The organism is Chitinophaga horti (assembly GCF_022867795.2).
GTDB classification, from domain to species: Bacteria; Bacteroidota; Bacteroidia; order Chitinophagales; family Chitinophagaceae; genus Chitinophaga; species Chitinophaga horti.
Genome location: NZ_CP107006.1, coordinates 4,195,839 through 4,211,103 on the forward strand (window position 1 = coordinate 4,195,839; position 15,265 = coordinate 4,211,103).

General features: G+C 44.2%; 11 protein-coding genes and 1 tRNA gene. 4 read left to right on the forward strand and 8 right to left on the reverse strand.

Annotated elements, in window-relative coordinates; translation table 11 throughout:
• Positions 1-104 precede the first annotated feature (104 nt).
• From MKQ68_RS16915 to MKQ68_RS16925, 3 genes are read left to right on the forward strand one after another with little or no spacing between them, the layout of a single operon-like run.
• Positions 105-3,449 carry a SusC/RagA family TonB-linked outer membrane protein gene (locus tag MKQ68_RS16915; RefSeq protein WP_264280145.1) on the forward strand — a complete coding sequence of 1,115 codons (3,345 nt, stop codon included), beginning with the start codon at positions 105-107 and terminating at the stop codon, positions 3,447-3,449.
• A 21-nt stretch (positions 3,450-3,470) separates the two neighbouring features.
• Complete coding sequence (locus MKQ68_RS16920) at positions 3,471-4,967, forward strand: RagB/SusD family nutrient uptake outer membrane protein (RefSeq protein WP_264280146.1); 1,497 nt, start codon at positions 3,471-3,473, stop codon at positions 4,965-4,967.
• 49 nt (positions 4,968-5,016) lie between these two features.
• Positions 5,017-6,411 carry a TlpA family protein disulfide reductase gene (locus MKQ68_RS16925; protein WP_264280147.1) on the forward strand — a complete coding sequence of 465 codons (1,395 nt, stop codon included), beginning with the start codon at positions 5,017-5,019 and terminating at the stop codon, positions 6,409-6,411.
• A gap of 234 nt (positions 6,412-6,645) precedes the next feature.
• On the opposite strand, the gene MKQ68_RS16930 is transcribed toward MKQ68_RS16925, so the two are convergent.
• The 8 genes from MKQ68_RS16930 to MKQ68_RS16960 form a co-directional block, all read right to left on the reverse strand.
• Positions 6,646-6,903, reverse strand: a complete 258-nt coding sequence (locus MKQ68_RS16930; protein WP_244843039.1) for a hypothetical protein — start codon at positions 6,901-6,903, stop codon at positions 6,646-6,648.
• A gap of 138 nt (positions 6,904-7,041) precedes the next feature.
• The gene (locus MKQ68_RS25950; RefSeq protein WP_432803747.1) at positions 7,042-7,431 is read right to left on the reverse strand and encodes a MauE/DoxX family redox-associated membrane protein; all 390 of its coding nucleotides are present in this window, start codon (positions 7,429-7,431) and stop codon (positions 7,042-7,044) included.
• 563 nt (positions 7,432-7,994) lie between these two features.
• On the reverse strand, positions 7,995-8,324 hold the full coding sequence (locus MKQ68_RS16935; RefSeq protein WP_244843038.1) for a helix-turn-helix domain-containing protein: 330 nt from the start codon (positions 8,322-8,324) through the stop codon (positions 7,995-7,997).
• Between the two features lie 81 nt (positions 8,325-8,405).
• The gene (locus MKQ68_RS16940; RefSeq protein WP_264280148.1) at positions 8,406-9,734 is read right to left on the reverse strand and encodes a rhamnogalacturonidase; all 1,329 of its coding nucleotides are present in this window, start codon (positions 9,732-9,734) and stop codon (positions 8,406-8,408) included.
• 177 nt (positions 9,735-9,911) lie between these two features.
• Positions 9,912-11,135, reverse strand: a complete 1,224-nt coding sequence (locus MKQ68_RS16945) for a hypothetical protein (protein WP_264280149.1) — start codon at positions 11,133-11,135, stop codon at positions 9,912-9,914.
• A 286-nt stretch (positions 11,136-11,421) separates the two neighbouring features.
• On the reverse strand, positions 11,422-12,603 hold the full coding sequence (locus MKQ68_RS16950; RefSeq protein WP_264280150.1) for an MFS transporter: 1,182 nt from the start codon (positions 12,601-12,603) through the stop codon (positions 11,422-11,424).
• Positions 12,604-12,790: 187 nt separating this feature from the next.
• Positions 12,791-12,864, reverse strand: a tRNA-Asp gene (locus MKQ68_RS16955).
• Positions 12,865-12,923: 59 nt separating this feature from the next.
• Positions 12,924-14,432, reverse strand: coding sequence for an ArnT family glycosyltransferase (locus MKQ68_RS16960; RefSeq protein ID WP_264280151.1), 1,509 nt, complete (start codon positions 14,430-14,432; stop codon positions 12,924-12,926).
• 42 nt (positions 14,433-14,474) lie between these two features.
• On the opposite strand from MKQ68_RS16960, the gene MKQ68_RS16965 reads away from it, so the two are divergent.
• On the forward strand, positions 14,475-15,179 hold the full coding sequence (locus MKQ68_RS16965; protein ID WP_264280152.1) for an SMUG2 DNA glycosylase family protein: 705 nt from the start codon (positions 14,475-14,477) through the stop codon (positions 15,177-15,179).
• Positions 15,180-15,265: the final 86 nt, after the last annotated feature.

The window sequence follows — 15,265 nt, forward strand, 5'->3', positions numbered from 1 at the left end:
ACTAAAAAAATACCCGGATGCGATCATACTCGCACCCGGGAGAATAATTCTGGCGGTAAACATCCCTAGCAGGACTATTTATTCACCAAAGTCAAAACAAAAGTATGGAAAATTCTACTCTTCAGGGTGGAGCAAGCAATCCATTTGCCTACGACCGGCGCTTATTTTCAACCAGAATTATTATGCGCATACAAATAATTTTCATCATGATGTTCGTTATTGCAATGCATAGCTTCGGCAATGCCAATGCGCAATTTGTGAGCATCTCTGTGAAAAAAGAGCCGCTCACCAAAGTATTCGATCTTTTAGAACGCCAGAGCGGCTATTATTTTACCTACAAAGTACAGACTGTCGAGGGCATGATGGTGAGTGCCGACCTCAAGCAGGTGCGGATACAGGACGCGTTGGATGTGATTTTGAAGGGGTTGCCGTTGGAGTATAGGATATCGGAGAAGACGATTTTGATTGTGAGGAAGGTGCAGGGGAATGGGCAGGTGGTGAGTGTGGAGGTGGAAGAAAAGATTCCTCCGGTGACAATTACGGGCACGATTACAACTGCAGATGGTGTACCGTTTCCCGGAGTAACAGTTAGAGTAAAGGGAACTAATAACGGGACGGTTACGGATAAGGATGGGAGATATTCGATAGTCGCTGAACGTGGCGCGGTATTAGTGTTTAGTTATGTGGGGTATAAGGCTAATGAAATAGCAGTGACAGCTGGACAAACGGAGATAAGTTTCGCCCTCCTGGAAAACCCGAATCAACTGAAGGAGACGGTTGTTAAGGGTTACTATTCGACTACAAAAGAGCTTAATACAGGCGCAGTAAATACGCTTAAAGCAAATGACATCTCAAAACAACCGGTGAGCGACCCTCTTATGACTCTGCAAGGCAGGGTGCCAGGACTCTATATTAACCAGACCTCGGGAGTGCCGGGTGCTGGATTAAAAGTAAACCTGAGAGGAAGAAATAGTATGGCTAATGGAAATGAACCATTATACATCGTGGACGGTATCCCCTTCAATTCCTCTAGACAAAACCAGAACCCGAATGCCGCTGATTTTTCTAACAATGGGTTAAGTCCATTTCAAAGTATAAGGCCAGAAGATATCGAAAGTATAGATATACTTAAGGACGCCGATGCCACTGCTATCTATGGCTCACGCGGAGCCAATGGCGTTATTATCATAACGACCAAAAAAGGGAAGTCAGGCAAAACACAAGTCGATGTGAACCTGAGCAGCGGCATTGGCAAAGTAACCCGAACTCTGGACTTACTGAATACTGAGCAATACTTAGCAATGCGCATGGAGGCTTTTAAGAATGACGGCATAAACCCGGGAGCAACTGCCTATGACGTAAACGGACGATGGGATAAGAATAGATTCACTGACTGGCAAAAGGAAATGATAGGCGGCACAGCGAGAATAACCAATGTTAGTACTACGTTGTCTGGCGGGAACAAGCAGACTCAATTTTTGCTGGGAAGCAGTTACCGGAGGGAAAGCACTGTTTATCCCGGCAATTATGCAAACAGAATCGCGTCAGCAAACCTAAACATTAACCACACTTCAGAAAGTCAAAAATTTCGAGCCGACGTTAGCGCTAATTATGCAAATAATAACAATCGCCTGCCCACAACTGAGCTAAACATTTTTTCGACACTAGCACCGAACACTCCCAACTTATACAAGCCAAATGGAGAACTAAATTTTGAAAATGGAACATTTGACAATCCTTTGAGACTGTTAAAGCAAAAATCGACTGCAGTAACAGACAATCTAATAAGCAATATTGTTCTATCCTACAACTTAACATCTTCATTACAGCTAAAGTCAAATCTAGGCTACTCAACTAGCACTGTTAAAGAGACAAATATATCACCTCTTAATTCATTTAATCCTTTTACAGTGAATCCTGCGACTGACCGAACCCTGATACTGGGGAATAGTCAAAGAGTTTCCTGGATTGTTGAGCCTCAAATCAATTACTCGTATGCTCTTGGAAGTCACGTTGTGGATGCGACGATTGGGACCAGTTTCCAGAATAGCACACAAGAGGGCATTAAACAAACGGGAACAGGGTTTTCGAACGACCTATTGCTGGAGGATATCTCAGCAGCTCCAAGCATCTATAACGAAACTAATTCTTCGACTTACAGATACACAGCGCTGTATGCCCGGTTGGCTTACAATTTTCAAGAAAAGTATGTTTTAAACTTGACTGGCAGAAGGGACGGAAGTAGTCGATTTGGACCCAACAAACAGTTTGGAAATTTTGGTGCGGTCGGCATCGGCTGGATATTTTCAAAAGAACAATTCATCACTTCGAGATTGCCGTACATCTCGTTCGGAAAGATCCGAGGTAGTGTAGGAACGACAGGGAATGATCAATTAGCAGACTATGCATATTTGAATCAATACTTAGCGAATCCATCCGTTTACTTAGGGGGCACAACTCTCTATCCGCTCGGGCTCACCAACCCCTTTTTCGGCTGGGAAACGATCAACAAGATAGAGGCAGGGATTGACCTAGGATTTTTAAACGACAAGATCATGTTCAATGTTAGCGTTTATCGCAACAGAACCAAAAATCAATTGGTTGGCTACTCTCTTCCCTTTGTAACAGGATTTAATACCATCACAGGAAACCTTCCAGCGACTATTGAAAACAGAGGAGTAGAACTAGAGGCCTCATCTAGCAACATAAAAAATGAGTCTTTCTCATGGACGACAAATTTTAACATCAGTTTCCCAAAAAACAAGCTTGTTTCCTATCCAAACATTGAAGGCTCAAGCTACAATCAAGTCTTTGTTGTTGGGAAGCCACTAAACGTTCAATTTGTTTACAAATTTAAGGGAATAAATCCGACGACTGGAATCTTCACCTTTGATGACTTGAACAAAGACGGATTAATCACCTCCGATAAAGACAGGTATGCGATAGTAGTAGGACAAAAATTCTATGGAGGCATTAACAACACTTTTGCTTACAAAGGAATCACTCTCGATTGCTTCGTACAATTCGTCAAGCAAAATGGCTTCAATGCTGACGTCAACTCCTCTCCCGGAATGTTCACAGCAGGCGGCCGCAATCAACCGGTGGGCGTATTAGACCATTGGCGCAGTGTGACCAATTCTGGCAGATATCAAAAATACAGCACCCTCTTTACTACTGTCTACCGTGCAAGTCAAACATACAATAATAGTGATGCAAAAATAACGGATGCATCGTTTGTAAGATTAAAAAACATTCAGGTTTCATGGACCACGCCACTCGATCTACAGCAACGCTGGCGCGTCCCGGCAATTCGTCTTTACCTACAAGCCCAAAATCTTATCACGATAACAAATTATAATGGAACCGACCCAGAAATTCCTCAATATCAGCTGGTAACGGCCCTTCCTCCATTGAAAATCCTGATTGCGGGGATTCAAATTAAGCTTTAGAACCATCACAATTGCACTAACATGAAACAGTTTCATACTAGATATAACATCCGATTCAAAGAAATCTGTATCAGATCAGTAAAAACGAACATCGTTATAACGAGCTTGATTTCTATTTTTTGCCTCTCTTTATGGTCATGCAAAGACTTTTTAGATATCGATCCACCTAAAAACAGGCTTATTACTAAATCTGTTTTCAACACAGGTGAGACTGCGAATGCCGCAGTGCTAAACATCTACTCTGCCATGGGAAATCCCTATGAGTCTGCCACAACATTCTCAATTGCAGCACTCGCAGGATTATCAGCAGATGAACTTAACACTTTTGCCGGAACTGAAGCAATTTCTCAAGTTCATGTAAATGACATTACGCCTGCGGGTGCTGCAACAAACACCATCTGGAACAACGCATATCTTCATATTTTTAAAGCAAATGCCGTAATTGAGGGTTGTTCAGCCTCCACGAATCTAATCAGCGAGGTCAAACAACAATTGATCGGAGAAGGCCAATTCATCCGAGCATTTTGGTACTTTTATCTTATCAATCTGTATGGTGATGTACCACTAGCTCTGTCCACAGAGTATACAACGAACAGACAGTTGCTACGTGAAAAAAAAGCAACTGTGTATGGACAAATCATTAGTGATTTATTAGCCGCTCAAGCAAACTTAAGTGAGAATTATGTCGGTTTTAATGGTACATCGATTACTCAGGAAAGGGTTAGGCCGAACAAATCCGCAGCAACAGCCCTACTGGCAAGAGTATATCTATTTACCGAACAATATTCAAAAGCCGAGGAACAGGCAACTACTATCATCAGCAAAAGCGCGACGTATTCGCTAGCATCGTTAGATAGTGTCTTTCTAAAAAATAATAAAGAAGCAATTTGGCAGTTGATGGTGACCTCCCCGAATGATGTCAACACCTCTGAGGGCTTCGGTTTCATCCTTACGTCCCCACCCAATATATCGTCCCTCAATAACTCAAATACAATAAGCTCCAATCTTCTTGGAGTATTCGATATACAAGACAGCAGAAAAGAGCATTGGATCAATACTTATACTGATGCTTCAGTAACTCCAAACGTAGAATACTCCTTCCCCGCCAAATACAAAGTCAAAACCGGGTCCGAAGTGACAGAGTACTCCACAATTTTGAGACTTGGCGAGCAATATCTTATCCGGGCTGAGGCCAGGGCTCAGCAAAACGACATCGCCAATGCTGTCGCAGACCTCGACGAGATCCGCGGGCGGGCAGGACTGCCATCAATAAACGCAACACATCCGAATATCCAGAAGGCAGCGCTACTAAATGCAATCCTTGTCGAGAGACAATTAGAACTTTTCACTGAATGGGGACACCGGTGGCTCGATATTAAAAGGACTAAACTGATCGACGAAGTAATGACTCATGCAGCATTAGAGAAGGGCGCCACATGGGATACCCGAAAACAATTGTGGCCCATTCCCCCAGCAGAAATTCAAAACAAATTAAATCAAAACCTAAGCTACAATTAGACGATAGCTGTAAATAATTAATACCGTTCTCATTTTAAACAAGGGATATATGAAACCACTAATTCTCCTTCTATTGACCATATTTTGTCAAATCTCATCATCATACGCTCAAAGGAATCAATCTTACTATCCAAAAGAAGGGGACACCATCCCGGACTTCACGTTTAACAATGTAATTAATCATCAAAACAAATCGCTTTCCATCAGTGACCTGAGAGGAAAATGGCTTGTCTTGGACTGGTGGGCACTTGGTTGTTTAGGTTGTATAAAAAGCTTCCCTAAAATGAATAGACTTAGTGAAACCTTCAAAGACAAGGTGAATTTTATAATGATTGGCGAATATGGTAAGAGGCGCTCAGTTTCTGGGAGTAGGGATTTTTACCTTATGAAGCAACGAAAAGACAATCTAAATATGATTGCAGCCTTCGATAGTAGCTCTTTCGATAAATATGCTATCAGAGCGGTTCCCTTAATCTTAGTCGTTAATCCAAACGGAATCATAGTGGCAAAAACCTTATATCTAGACTCTACACAGCTTGAATGTTTTATTTCAGGGGATCCCGTGAATTACGAATATGCCTATTCTAAGGGGGAAAAATATCGTGACATCCCCTATAATCAAAATCTTCCTCTTTTAGCTACTGGCGGGCCTAGCAATGGCGGAATAGACACGTGTGTTTTAGCCCGATCGGTCTTGACAAAATGGAACCCAAAGCTTATGCCGAGCTCCAGTTTCTATGGGTTTGATGAATTTTCATTTCTGCAAAAAAATGACTATGCATTTGCGTCGGGAGTCGACATTAATCAACTCATTAGGATCGCATATTTAGGCAAAACTCAAATTAATTATGATGACCCCTCATACGGTAAGATTAGTCCTGCAATCATTTTCGAAACTTCAAAAGGCGCAGCACTTTTCACACCTAACATTAAAGCCGGTACAAACTTATTTAGCTATGCTATCAGCTCTAAGGCTCTAACGGCAAAAATAGCTAGAGAATCGTTACTGCATGATTTAGAAAGCACATTTTCAATCGAGACTACATTGGAAAATAGAAAGGTGCCGGCATGGACCCTAATAGTCACCGATACTCAGAAAGTAAGTCGGCTTAGAACCAAAGGTGAGAAAAAGAAAAGTATACCGCCAGGTGCATTTGGCGGAATTAACGTAAAAAATTGGCCAACAAATCAACTCTATTCTGCGGGTCTATTCTCATCACTGCTTTTCAAAGAAGGCGACTTCATAAACGCGCCAATATTTGTAGACAAAACCGGTATTGACTTCAATATCGATTTATCGCTCAAAGCTGACATGACAGACCTTGAGGAGGTCAAACGGGAACTCCGTCAACGGGGGCTGGATATTATTATTGAGCCGTACGAAATGACTTGTATAATCGTACGAGACAAAAAAACAACACCAAACTCAACGGCAAAAAATTAGACCCTAATCGTAAACCATTTAAACGCAATTAATTAGAACCAGTTCCATCCATTGAAATAATTGATATCTTCATTATTGTGTGAAATAGATTGTCTTGGGCTTAGCCGAAAGTCGTTAATCAATCATACATAAGGCTTACAAATCAAAAACGTTGACACTCCTCAAATAGCTTTCTTCACGTTTTCAGTTAACGATTATAGCCTACAGCTTATTCTCGCTGTAGGCTATAAAAAATTAAGGCTTAACTGGTTGAATTGCATTTCCTGCAGCAGGATTTCGCCTGTAAAGCTGATACTGCAGGCCATCAATTTCCGCTAAACAAACGCCATTGAAAGCAGGGCAATGTTTCTCAACAGAAACTGTTACTGGTGGCTGAGTTGTTCCATTAGGATAATATAAATAGTCTTCAGGAACGAGTTTAGCCGATGCGTAAGCGCCTACTGCTGCAATAGCAAATAAAGCAGATGCAAACAAGATTTTTACTTTTTTCATGAAACTAAATTGTATGATTAAAAAATATGCCTACTCTCAAGGTTTTCGGCTACCCCTTATTGCAATATCTTTACTGATAGCTCAAACTGCGAAAATCTGATTATCTAACGATTCATCCGGCTCACTGTAATGTAAATATTAAGAATTCAAGCTACTGTACAGTTTTCCGGAATCGTTAGCTGAGTCATGACGGCGCTTAGACGATCGAGACATGACAAGAATTCCAAATACAGCCAAAAATGTCGAAGCACTATTAAAATACATGTGATTTATCCAACTCATATCTCGGAAAATCCCCCCGCATGAGCATGGCCTATCACTTGTCATACCTAAAACATAGCCAACATAAATAGTGAATCCCAACATAAGAAGTGCGCTACAATAAAGTGCTACCTTTCGAGTCTTGTCAAACAAGAGCGATAATGCAATCGCAAACTCTAATGCAGGCACGGTAAGCGCGAAAAAAACGGGGTTCATTGATGTAAATGGTGCACGGCTTAAATCTCTTATAAAAACCGGAAAAATCATCCATTTACTTAACGCCGTATAAACGAACAATAAGAAAAAAATAAGAGATCACTAGTATAATGGTTTGCCTTTTCATTGACGAAGCGTGATTAAAAGGTAACGAAAAGAAACTCCCTGTCTATCGAAGCCTATTGCGAGCCGAATCAAGGATAGAAAATGAGACGACGAAAACATTAACCGAAAGCATTTTTACATTTACTATTCATGGATACACACTCAACAAATCAAAAAACACCAAACAGCAAATCAGATCGCCATAGCGCGTTCAAAAAAATTACAATTCATTCAGGCACAGCCCAAATACAAAACCTCTCCAAAACACCACAACAGTGCTTAGTCGGTCGTGAATAAAAAAGAGGAATTATTTCGATGGCGCCGGGTTCTCAATCTCGTCTTAAGCTATTCTTAAACTTTAGGGTTCCGGGCTCACAATTGTTGCGTCATCTATAAATGTGGCTTCATAACTTTATTGGTTAACTGTTCTACTCTTTCTGTGTTTCTACATCTAAATTACTCCTGATAAAATTCACAAACAAAAAATGTTGGGTACAAAAAAAATCTCTTCACTGCGTTTTAACTTCGGTAGGATTTATTTTATAAACGTCTTTGAAGGCTCTCCTGAAACTACCTGTAGTACTGTATTTAAGGCGTGAACTAACTGCTTTGATCTGGGCTCCCTCTTCAATCATCGCCTTGGCAATGGCCATCGACTGCTCTAACCAATATCTGTAAATGGTAGTGTTATACACAGTCCTGAATCCGCGGATAAGTTTTGTTTTGTTAAGGTTTGATACTTTGGTTAAATCATCAACATCAATGCGCTCTGGAATAGTAAGATCTATGTGTTGCTTAACCTGCTGCAGCGCGTTTAAGTAATCTGGGTTTAGGTACATAGCTAACAAATTTGAAACAAATCTATACAGCTACACTGAAGTATGACTTCCAGTCAAAGGAAGACCAGGCTCCTCAGATCATTAATCCACCATCTTCTCATTCACTTTCACATTATCCAACCTGAAACCCTTTACCACACTCTTATCATACGCCGCATTCTTAGCCGTAATGTCCAAATTCTCAAAATTGAACTTCGACAGCTTATCGTATTCACCCGGACTCACATCAAAAAATACGTCGCATTTTAAATTGATGTTTTTTAAGCTGATGTTTTCGCAGAACGAGAGCGGCACGTCTTTTCTCCCCTTAAGATCGAAGAATTGCTTCCAGGGCTTTACGTAGATCAGGCTATAAGCGTAGCCGTCGATGTTTTCGACTGTTACGAATTCGTATAACTGTGGGGTATCGGGGCGCATTTTGAGCCACAGCACACGTTTGGCATCTGTGATATGGCAATTACGCATGATCACGTTTTTATTGTGGATAGCTTCACTACCGCAGGTAAGCGCGGCATGGCAAAAGCCAAATTCACAATCTTCTATGATGATGTTGGTATTACTGCCGTTACCGGGATCTTTGTCTGCATAAGGGCCCTTGCCGCCTTTGAGGGCGATTGCGTCGTCGTTTACCGCGAGGAAGCAGCCTTTGATCAGCACGTTGGAACAAACGTCGAGGTCGATGGCGTCGGTGCTTGGTGCTTTTATTGGTTCGTGTGGGGCGGTGATATGGACGTCAAGTATTTTTATATTATTACATTGATAATAGTGGCTGCTCCAAAAGCCTGAATTGCGCAGTTTTACGTCCTGCACCTGCACGTCGTTGCTCTTCCAGATGAAAACCAATCGTGGGCGCGACACTTCGAGGTTGGTGCAATTGGGATTCTCCGCCCGCCTTTGCCAGAATGCTTTCCAGTATTTTAGTCCATTGCCGTCGATCGTACCTTTACCGCCAATCGTAAAGCCGTTTACGCCATAGGCATTAACCAATGCCGGGAAATAGTCGAGGTTCTGTCCTTCCATCCTGGAAGCCATCTTTGGATAATCTTCTATGTTATCGGATCCTTTCAGCACTGCCCCTTCCGACACGAATAAATGGGTGTTGGGTTTGAAGAAAAGGGCACCACTGAGAAAAACGCCTTTGGGCACTACGATGACGCCACCACCCTTTTTATGGGCGAGATCGATGACCTGCTGAATAGCGGATGTCTGTACGATCGTGCTATCATTCTCAACACCATGTTGTGTAAGAATGAACTGTTTGCTACGCTTGCCCAGATCAACTTTATCTGCCTGTTGAAACCAGGCAGGAATCTTTGTACCATCGGGAAATACAGTAGACCGACTTCCTTGTGAACAGGCAAATAGCGGTAGCAAATACAGCAACATGGATAACAGATACCATTTTTTCATAACAGAAGACGATTGACGTACATGGAATTTACATTCCGGCTTCCGGCAAAACGAAAGCGCGGTATCGCCAAAATATCATAAAAATGGAGGACTGGCAACCGGTACTGTACTGTTCCCGTCACTTTTAAAGCGACAGCGGGTTTACCGTTGCCGGCAAACCCGCTGTGAAAGGGACGTTTATGATTTAAGCCAGTATCGTGGACTGCTGATGTTACCTGTATCCAGGTCCCATATGTAGCCAACGATATCGGTATCACTGACGATATGTACTTCCCAACGATCATCTTCCAGTTTCTTTGCATAGGTCACTGTTTTGAACATGGCATTCCGGGCCAGCCGCAGCCCAATCTTTGCAGGATCCTCATCAAAAAAAGCTCCGGTCGTATTATACACTACATTCATCCAATCGCCAGGCTGCAGGAACGCCTGTCCGCCATAACCGCCTTGCGCATTCACCACTTCATCCGCTTTTGTTTTCTCTGAATAACCTACGAATGACGGGCTGCCCTGCTTTGCCTGCTCCAGCTGCGTTTCGCGGATGCGCTTGAATTGCTCCTGGTGCTTGTTATAATAAGCCTGTAACGTGATGTTGCGTTGGGTCTCATACATTGCATATTGGGCAGGATCAAAACTTTTATAGTTTTCCCACATCAGCTGGCGCATCTCGCCCGCCATTTTCGAGGTCTCGTCGAGCGGCTTTACGACGGAAGCTGTCCACTGAATATTGGCATAAGCAGGATCTTTGGGTTGGGTATAACGGATATCACGTACCGTGTAATCCGAGAGCTGTAGCAGGAAAGTAATAGCCATTGTGCGATCTGCCAACCAAACCTGATATTTACCCTCGCCAGCAGGTTCAGCGTACACCTGGAAAGCGAATATCTCCCTGGCCCGATAGTAACCGTTAATTTCTTCCGCCGTATAGTAATTCTCGGCAGCCAGCCCGGGTAAAATCATGTTAAATATGGTTTGCCCCGGCCCGAATGGCTCCCAGGAGCGCAGAAATGAAAGGGAGATCACGTCAAAGGTCGCTTTATCTTTTTCCAGCCAGCCCGGCGTATGCCATTTAACGGACTTCAGCGCGGCCGGCGACGGCGCGTATTGCTCCAGGCGTGCGGTACGAATTTTCGTATATAGTCCGTTGTTATCTTTCAGGAAAGCCTGGTAGGATTTATAGAAAGGCTGCTGCCTGAAACGGTCGGCATTTGCCGCAGCACTGGCCGAATCCCCGGGAACATCCGCTATAATATTTTCGAAAGCGTCCCACTCCTTCCGATGGTCTTCCATGAACTGGTCGACCTTAGCAGTCAATTCCTTTTCATCCCTATTATCTTCCTGCCGGGAGCAAGCCTGCAAAGAAAATAGGGCGCAGACGGCTATGAGGGTATATATCCTATGCATGGGTGTGTTTTGTATGCACGGGTGGATGCAAAATTTAGTCCAAAATTAAAAAAGGTATCAATCTTACTATCTATGAGAAATGATGATAAAATCATCGCCGATCAGCTTTTGCCTGATTACCTCACCCATTGGCAACTAAGTTTTATACTAACTGCAGCCTGTTACGTAAAACGTCAACGCCGCTATGCTTAAATACCCATGGAGCAGGAAGAACAACAGGGAAGCCGAAGGATGGCCTGGTTCACCAGCCCGAAAAGATCATCCTGCTCTTTTCATTATCCGAGTTCTATCTTTTATCTGAAAATGTCAGCCATAAGGTCAACAGCCCTATTACGGCAAAACCAACAGCCATCGAAATCAGTCCGAATGACATAAAATAGCTGATGAGCGTACCAATCATCGCTCCACCGAAGAAAAAACAAGTACCATAAAGGGCTGATGCGGTGCCTGCATTATTGCCCACATTCTGCATAGCCAGCGAACTGCTATTAGGCTCCACTGCAAGATTGATACCCAGCAGCAAAGCAATGCAGCCGAAGAAGAAGTACATGCCAGGCAACGGCATTAATATAAAAACGCCAGCTAAAAGTACACAGGCGATCGTCAGGTACAATACCAGCAACCCCTTCATCGTTTTTCTCGAACCGTATACAGAAACCAGCTTAGCATTGAGTAACGCACCCATAGCCATCACCACCCCGATACATCCGAAAACCCATGCGAACAGGCCAGGCTTATTGTAAATATCGCTGACAATAAATTCAGCATTTGATACATAAGCGCTGAGGCCTCCAAACAACAATGTCGTAATGCTTGTATACCGTAGAAATGATCGATCCCCGATCACGCTACGAAACAATTCAAACAGTTCACCAGCCCTGATGTTAGACCGTTTGTCGGGAGGCAATGTTTCCTCCATCCGCAATGACCAGACAAATACAATGATGGCAAACACTGGTGGCACCATAAACACGATCCGCCAACTCGAAAATGTAAGAATCGCCATCCCTAAAAAGGGCGCCGCCACCGGCGTGAACAAGAAAATGGTGAAGATGAAAGACATCACACGCGCCATATCATCACCCGAAAATTTATCCCGCACGATCGCCAGAATGGTCATAAATACGGCCGACGCCCCTGTACCGGCGATGAAACGCCCGATTAACATATACGTAAGATTGCCCGATAATGCAGCCACCACACTCCCAACCAGGTAGAGAAAGAAACCTATGCGAAGCACGTATAATCTGCCGAGACGGTCGGACATGGGGCCAAATACGATCTGAAACAATTGTCCGAGAAAAAAAACAATAACGATATAGGCGGTATCGGTCGAGTGCGCATGCAAACCAAAATCCCGGCGAATTTCGCCAAAAGCAGGCAGCATTACATCGATGCCTACTGCAGTGAGCATCATACAGCAAGCGGATAAGGCTATGAATTCTACGGATCTCATGTAGTCTTCCATTTCGTCAAATTTATAACGAATTGGACCCGGCAAGGCGGGGCTAAAGAGACAAAATAAGGGGCAATCAAGACAAATGCGTCAATTCGGTAGAGATTAGTCACCCCGCTCCCGGGGGTAAACTGCTATGGAATAAGTAAAGATGACTAGAAACTAAAAAAGGTTTACCATTTCTGATAAACCTTTGATGCGGACCGGACGGGACTCGAACCCGCGACCTCCGCCGTGACAGGGCGGCATTCTAACCGACTGAACTACCGATCCATTCCCGCGTTGAACGGGCTGCAATATTAATACAGTTTTTTCAAATCCGCAAAATCTACTCAAAACTTTTTTATGTATTGCCGCAAATCGGCATTCACATCGATCTTTGGCTCCCGCAGCAAATACACGGTGGTACCGTATTCCAGCGAATGTGGATTAGTGACCGAGCCTATCTTCTCCATACTACCGTAACTCAATGCATCCTCAGCAGCATCGGCGTCAGACCCTTTCTCCCGAACGCGAATCTTTGTTTTGATAGGCACATCGAGGTTAAGCCAGTTTGCGTAATCGGCACTGAAGGATGCGGCGCCGATATTACCGAATGCCGAGTAATAATTGACGGCACCAGCTTCGCCGTAGTTGTCGCACAGGATCAATAAATGTTTTTTATCGGGCACGAGTCGATAGGCACTATCCACGATAGTGGCCAGTTCCCGCCAGCCGGTCATATCCGCATAATCCTGGGGCAGGGCGTGATCCTTACCATCATTCCATTTTAGTAATCCCACGCGCCGAAACTGCTCCTGGCGCGCCATGATCTGCTCCGGGGAATACACCGGCATAATCAGCGGCAGCAAAAAACTGAAAGAGCCGATCACCAATACCACTAATGTTACACGAAGCCAAAGGCGTTTCGCCACCTGCGACAGGTAAACGCTACCAAAGGCCAGCAGCACAGGATACAGGCCCAATGCATAATAATCCTTGGCGTTAAAAAAGCTGAAGAGCAGCATGGTCGCGACGTAGGTAATCAACACCCATAAATGCTGGCGTTCGATCGAAAGGCGAATGAAAGCGGCGATTATCACGAACATGCAGCAGATAAAAAACAATAACTGGTGAATGAAAAAATCGGCGCGGTTGACGTGCACCAGCTGTGTATCGTGTAGCTCTTTCATGTGGATTAACACAGGGAAGTGATGCACGACCTGCCAGATAAGATTTGGCGAAACGATCACCAGCATCAGTAACAGGGCGAAATAAAAATGCCTGTCCGCAAATATCTTCCGTTTCGCCGTGAGCACCAATGCCGGCAGCAAACCCAAAAACAGGAACAGGATATTATATTTATTCAGGATTCCGCATCCTGCCCAAAGTGCCAGCCAATAAAGCGGGGTGGCCTTGCCGGTTTGAAAATACACTAACAGGTAATAGAACACGGCGGTCCAGGCGAGTACGTCGAAGGAGTTAGGTTGATACAGGGTGTTCAGCCGCAGGTAGGCGGAACAAAGGCAGCTGACGGCGACGAGCAGTTTGGCATACAGGTTGCCGCCCAGCAGATGCACCATCTTCCAGCTAAAGAAAATAGTCGCAGCACCGAACAGCGCGGGAAAGAAACGCACCCAAAACTCGGAATTACCCAGCCATTTGATCAATAATGAAACAAAGGCCGTGAAGGGCGGAACGGATACGTATCCGGCTGCCAGGTGGTTGGCCTGGTCCAGGTGAAGGAATTCGTCGCGGTGCAATTCGTATACGTCGTTCACCAGCAGAAAACTCAAAACGATCTTCAAAACGAGGAAGAAAACGAGCAGGCCGCTTTCGCGATTGAGGTTGACTTGTGCCATTGGAATTGATTAGTCTCTATTAAGATAGTATTTTTATAGCCCATGAAAAAGCAAACATTCGCCGAACAGGTTATTGCGTTCAATCGCCACCTGCAGTACAATGGCTCGCTGCCGCCGGGCATCCGGATTATGAACCCCTTCCGCGAGCAGCCGCAGGTGATGGACATTATGCAGCAATTCTACCGCAAATACTACAGCGATCAACATCCACGGCGGATGATCATGGGCATCAACCCAGGCCGCCTCGGTTCGGGGGCGACCGGCATACCGTTTACGGATACGAAAAGGTTGGCCGAGGTGGTAGGCATTCACATAGAAGGATTAAAAACGCATGAACCGTCTTCCGTGTTCGTGTATGATGTGATTGCCGCTTACGGGGGGCCTGAGGCTTTCTACCGGGACTTCTACTTCGCGTCGGTATCGCCACTGGGGTTTACATCGGTGCAGGCGGACGGCTCAGAAATCAATTACAATTATTACGACAGCAAGGCGCTCACGAACGCGGTATATGAGTTCATGGTGAGCAGCATCCGCCAGCAGTTAGAATTTGGGATCGATACGCGGGTGTGCTATTGTTTTGGTACTGGCAAGAATGCGGCATTTCTTTCTAAACTGAATGAGCAGGAACGTTTTTTTGATAAGATCGTTCCGCTCGAGCATCCACGATATGTGATGCAGTATAAATTGAAGCGGAAGCAAGAGTACATTGATAAATACCTGGAGGCTTTCGAAGCGTACAGCTCATAAGAATGAGCAGTCAAGTGTCTTTACCAAAGTAAAAGCTTTCGGGAACTGGTCCGTCTGCATCCGAATAAAATAGGGCTGACCATTAC